The 3,556-nt window shown below is 66.7% G+C and carries 4 protein-coding genes; all 4 read right to left on the bottom strand.

Annotation, left to right across the window (positions count from 1 at the left end; all coding sequences use genetic code 11):
* Positions 1-875, bottom strand: an 875-nt coding sequence (locus tag ACWD3D_RS34760) for an amino acid ABC transporter permease (RefSeq protein ID WP_451464683.1), incomplete at its 3' end; no start/stop codon positions are given.
* A complete protein-coding gene (locus ACWD3D_RS34755; RefSeq protein ID WP_451464682.1) occupies positions 872-1,519 on the bottom strand; it encodes an amino acid ABC transporter permease in 648 nt (215 codons plus the stop codon). The genes ACWD3D_RS34760 and ACWD3D_RS34755, both read right to left, overlap by 4 nt.
* A 139-nt stretch (positions 1,520-1,658) precedes the next feature.
* Positions 1,659-2,582, bottom strand: a complete 924-nt coding sequence (locus ACWD3D_RS34750; RefSeq protein ID WP_451464681.1) for a glutamate ABC transporter substrate-binding protein — start codon at positions 2,580-2,582, stop codon at positions 1,659-1,661.
* A gap of 32 nt (positions 2,583-2,614) precedes the next feature.
* Positions 2,615-3,400: an amino acid ABC transporter ATP-binding protein gene (locus tag ACWD3D_RS34745; protein WP_451464680.1), complete on the bottom strand. Its 786-nt coding sequence runs from the start codon at positions 3,398-3,400 to the stop codon at positions 2,615-2,617.
* Positions 3,401-3,556 lie beyond the last annotated feature (156 nt).

Here is a 3,556-nt window from a genome sequence, read left to right as displayed (position 1 = left end):
GCCGGGACGCCGAGCGCCGCGACGGGCGCGTCGATCCCGCCGGCCGGCGCGGCCGATGCCACGGCGATGCCGGTCTTCGCCCGCCGGCCGCGCTTCTCGATCCAGGTCGCGAGCGCGGAGAGCAGCAGACACATCGTCACGTAGAGCGCGCCGATGACGACGATCGTCGAGACGTACGGGTACGTACCGTTCACCAGGGTGTTGGAGGCGATCAGACGCGCCGTCTGGAGCAGCTCCGGGTACAGGATGATGTAGCCGAGCGAGGTGTCCTTGAGGGTCACCACCAGCTGACTGATGATCGTCGGCAGCATCGCCCGCACGGCCTGCGGCATCAGCACGCCGAGCATCACCTGGGTCTTGCTCATGCCCAGCGCGTACGCGGCCTCGCTCTGGCCCCGGGGGACCGAGTTGATCCCGGCCCGCAGCACCTCGGCCTGGACGCAGCCGTTGTAGACGGAGAGGCCCAGCGCCAGCGCCCACATCGAGTAGTCGGTCAGGAAGCCGACCCAGATCGCGTAGATCGTGATGAGCAGCGGGATGGAGCGGAACAGTTCGATGAAGGTGGTGGCGAGCCAGCGCACCGGCCGGTGGTCGGAGAGACGGCCGACCGCGAGCACCACACCGAGGACGACCGAGCCGACCGCCGCCAGTCCGAAGACCTTGAGCGTGGCCACCACGCCGTCGGCGATGTTCTGCCGGATGCCCGAGTAGTTGAAGATGTCCCACATCTCGGGTGCGAGGTTGCCCGTGTCCGACAGCCGCACGACGGCGAAGACGATCAGCGCCACGATGGCGGCGGCGCCGATGACCGCGTAGACGCGGTTGCGTACGGTGGCCTTCGGACCCGGCGCGTCGTAGAGAACGCTGGCACTCATCGGGCGACCTCCATACGGCGCTCCAGCAGCCGGAAGAGACCGCTGATGACAAAGGTGACGACCAGGTAGCCGAGGGCGACCCAGATGAAGACGGGGGTGATCGAGTAACCCCGGTCGCTCATGAGCTTCTGCCAGCCGAAGAGTTCGGAGACGCTGAAGGCTCCGGCGATGGCGGAGTTCTTCGTGAGTGCGATGAAGATGCTGCTCAGCGGCGGGATCACGGAGCGGGTCGCCTGCGGCAGGATGACGAGGCGCAGTGTCTGCGGGAACGACATGCCGATCGAGCGGGCGGCCTCGGCCTGGCCCAGCGGCACGGTGTTGATGCCGGAGCGGACGGCCTCGCAGACGAATGACGAGGTGTAGAAGCCCAGCGCCAGCGACCCGAGGACGAACGGGCTCAGGCCGGAGAGGAACACCTGCGGTACGACGAAGAAGAAGATCAGGAAGAGCAGCGTCAGCGGGGTGTTGCGCAGCAACGTCACCCAGGCCGTGCCGAAGAACCGCAGGGGCGGCACCGGTGAAACCCGCATGCCGGCGAGGACGACGCCGAGCACCAGTGCGATGACCGAGCTGACGGCCGTGATCGACACCGTGCCTATGAAGCCGTCGCGGAACTCCGGAAAATTGTCGAGCAGTACGTTCATGAGGTCTCCGCGTCGGCTGTCAGCGGCATCGGGGCGGGGGAGTCACGCACGGCCGCGCCGGTGGGCGGCGGCGCGTGCGGGACGGGTCGGGCGGGCGATGCCGCCCGGCGTCGGGGAAGTGACGCCGGGCGGCGCGCCGTCAGTAGCGCTCGATGGCCGGCGGCGCGGTGTACTCCGAACCGGACAGGCCCAGGGTGGCGTCGTAGATCTTCTTGTACGTGCCGTCCTGGATGTGCTTCTCCAGCGAGTCGTTGATCGCGTCCCGCAGCACCTTGTCGTCCTTGTTCAGGCCGACGCCGTAGGGCTCCTCGGTGAAGGGCTTGCCGATGACCTTCAGCTTCTTGGGGTTCTGCGCCGCGTAGCCCTTGAGGATCGAGTCGTCGGTGGTGACCGCGTCGACCTGGTTGGTCAGGAGCTGCTGCACGCAGTCCGAGTACTTGGCCAGCTCGACGACGCTCGCGCCGTACTCGGGCTTCTTGATCTCCTGGAGCGGGGTGGAACCCACGATCGAGCAGACCTTCTTGCCCTTCAGCGTGTCCGTGCCCGTGATGGCCGACTCGTCGTAGCGCACCAGCAGGTCGGCGCCCGCCTTGTAGTACGGACCGGCGAAGCCCACCAGCTGCTTGCGCTTGTCGTTGATCGTGTACGTACCGACGAAGTAGTCGACCTGGCCCTTGGAGATCGCCGTCTCACGGATGCCGGAGTCGACGGTTTTCCACTCGATCTGCTTCTCCGAGAACCCGAGATCGGCGGCGATCATCTTGGCGATCTCGATGTCGAAGCCGGAGCGCACCTTGGTCGACTGGTCCTCGAAGCCCAGGTACGGCTGGTCGGCCTTGGCGCCGATGATCAGCTTGCCGCGCGACTTCGCCTCCTTGAAGGCCGGCGAGTCCAGGTCGACCCCGGTGGCGACGGTGTACGTAGGAAGGGCGGGTGCCTCGGAGGCGCCGGGCTTGGTACCGGCGGGCTTGTCGCCGGCCGAACCTTCCTTGCCCCCACAGGCGGTGGCGGTCAGAGCGATGACGGCGATGGCCGCGAGGGCGGCCGACTTGCGGAGCTGCATCTGAACTTTCCTTCTGTCGTCGGTCGTTGTCGTCAGTGGTGAAGGATCTTCGACAGGAAGTCCTTGGCCCGGTCGCTGCGGGGGTTGCTGAAGAACTGGTCGGGCGTCGCCTCTTCGACGATCTTCCCGTCCGCCATGAAGACCACGCGGTTGGCGGCGGAGCGGGCGAAGCCCATCTCGTGGGTGACGACGATCATCGTCATGCCGTCCCGGGCGAGCTGCTGCATGACCTCAAGGACCTCGTTGATCATCTCCGGGTCGAGCGCCGACGTGGGCTCGTCGAAGAGCATGACCTTCGGGTCCATCGCCAACGCCCGCGCGATGGCGACGCGTTGCTGCTGGCCTCCGGAGAGCTGTGCCGGATACTTGTCAGCCTGTGCGCCCACGCCGACCCGGTCGAGCAGCGCCCGGGCCTTCTCCTCCGCGGCCTTCTTGTCCGTCTTGCGGACCTTCGTCTGGCCCAGCGTGACGTTCTCCAGCACGGTCTTGTGCGCGAAGAGATTGAACGACTGGAAGACCATGCCCACATCGGCACGCAGGCGGGCGAGTTCCTTGCCCTCCTGCGGAAGCGGCCGGCTGTCGATCGTGATCGATCCCGAGTCGACGGTCTCCAGGCGGTTGATCGTGCGGCACAGCGTGGACTTGCCGGACCCGGACGGCCCGATGACGACCACGACCTCGCCCCGGGCGATGGTCAGATCGATGTCCTGGAGCACATGCAGCGCGCCGAAGTGCTTGTTGACGTCGCTCAGAACGACAAGGTCGCTCGCCTCGGGTATCGCGTCCTCGGCGGCCTTCGTCACTGAAACTCCGCTCATCGGCTCTAGCTCCGTCCTCCTCGGGTGGCTAGGACACTAGTGACGCAGTGCGATGACCGTCAGCAGATCTGAGCGAGAATTGAGGATAACGATCCGGCATTCACCGGACACGAGGTGTGAAGGGACATCGGCGCCCGGGGCGCGGTGGCGTACCGG

This window comes from Streptomyces sp. NPDC002690, assembly GCF_053592415.1.
This window is presented reverse-complemented; position numbering and strand designations above follow the sequence as displayed.

What these genes read in the sequence shown, in the direction of transcription:
- ACWD3D_RS34755 (WP_451464682.1), bottom strand. Translation starts at nt 1,519, where the DNA reads ATGAACGTACTGCTCGACAATTTTCCGGAGTTCCGCGACGGCTTCATA.
- ACWD3D_RS34750 (WP_451464681.1), bottom strand. Translation starts at nt 2,582, where the DNA reads ATGCAGCTCCGCAAGTCGGCCGCCCTCGCGGCCATCGCCGTCATCGCT.
- ACWD3D_RS34745 (WP_451464680.1), bottom strand. Translation starts at nt 3,400, where the DNA reads ATGAGCGGAGTTTCAGTGACGAAGGCCGCCGAGGACGCGATACCCGAG.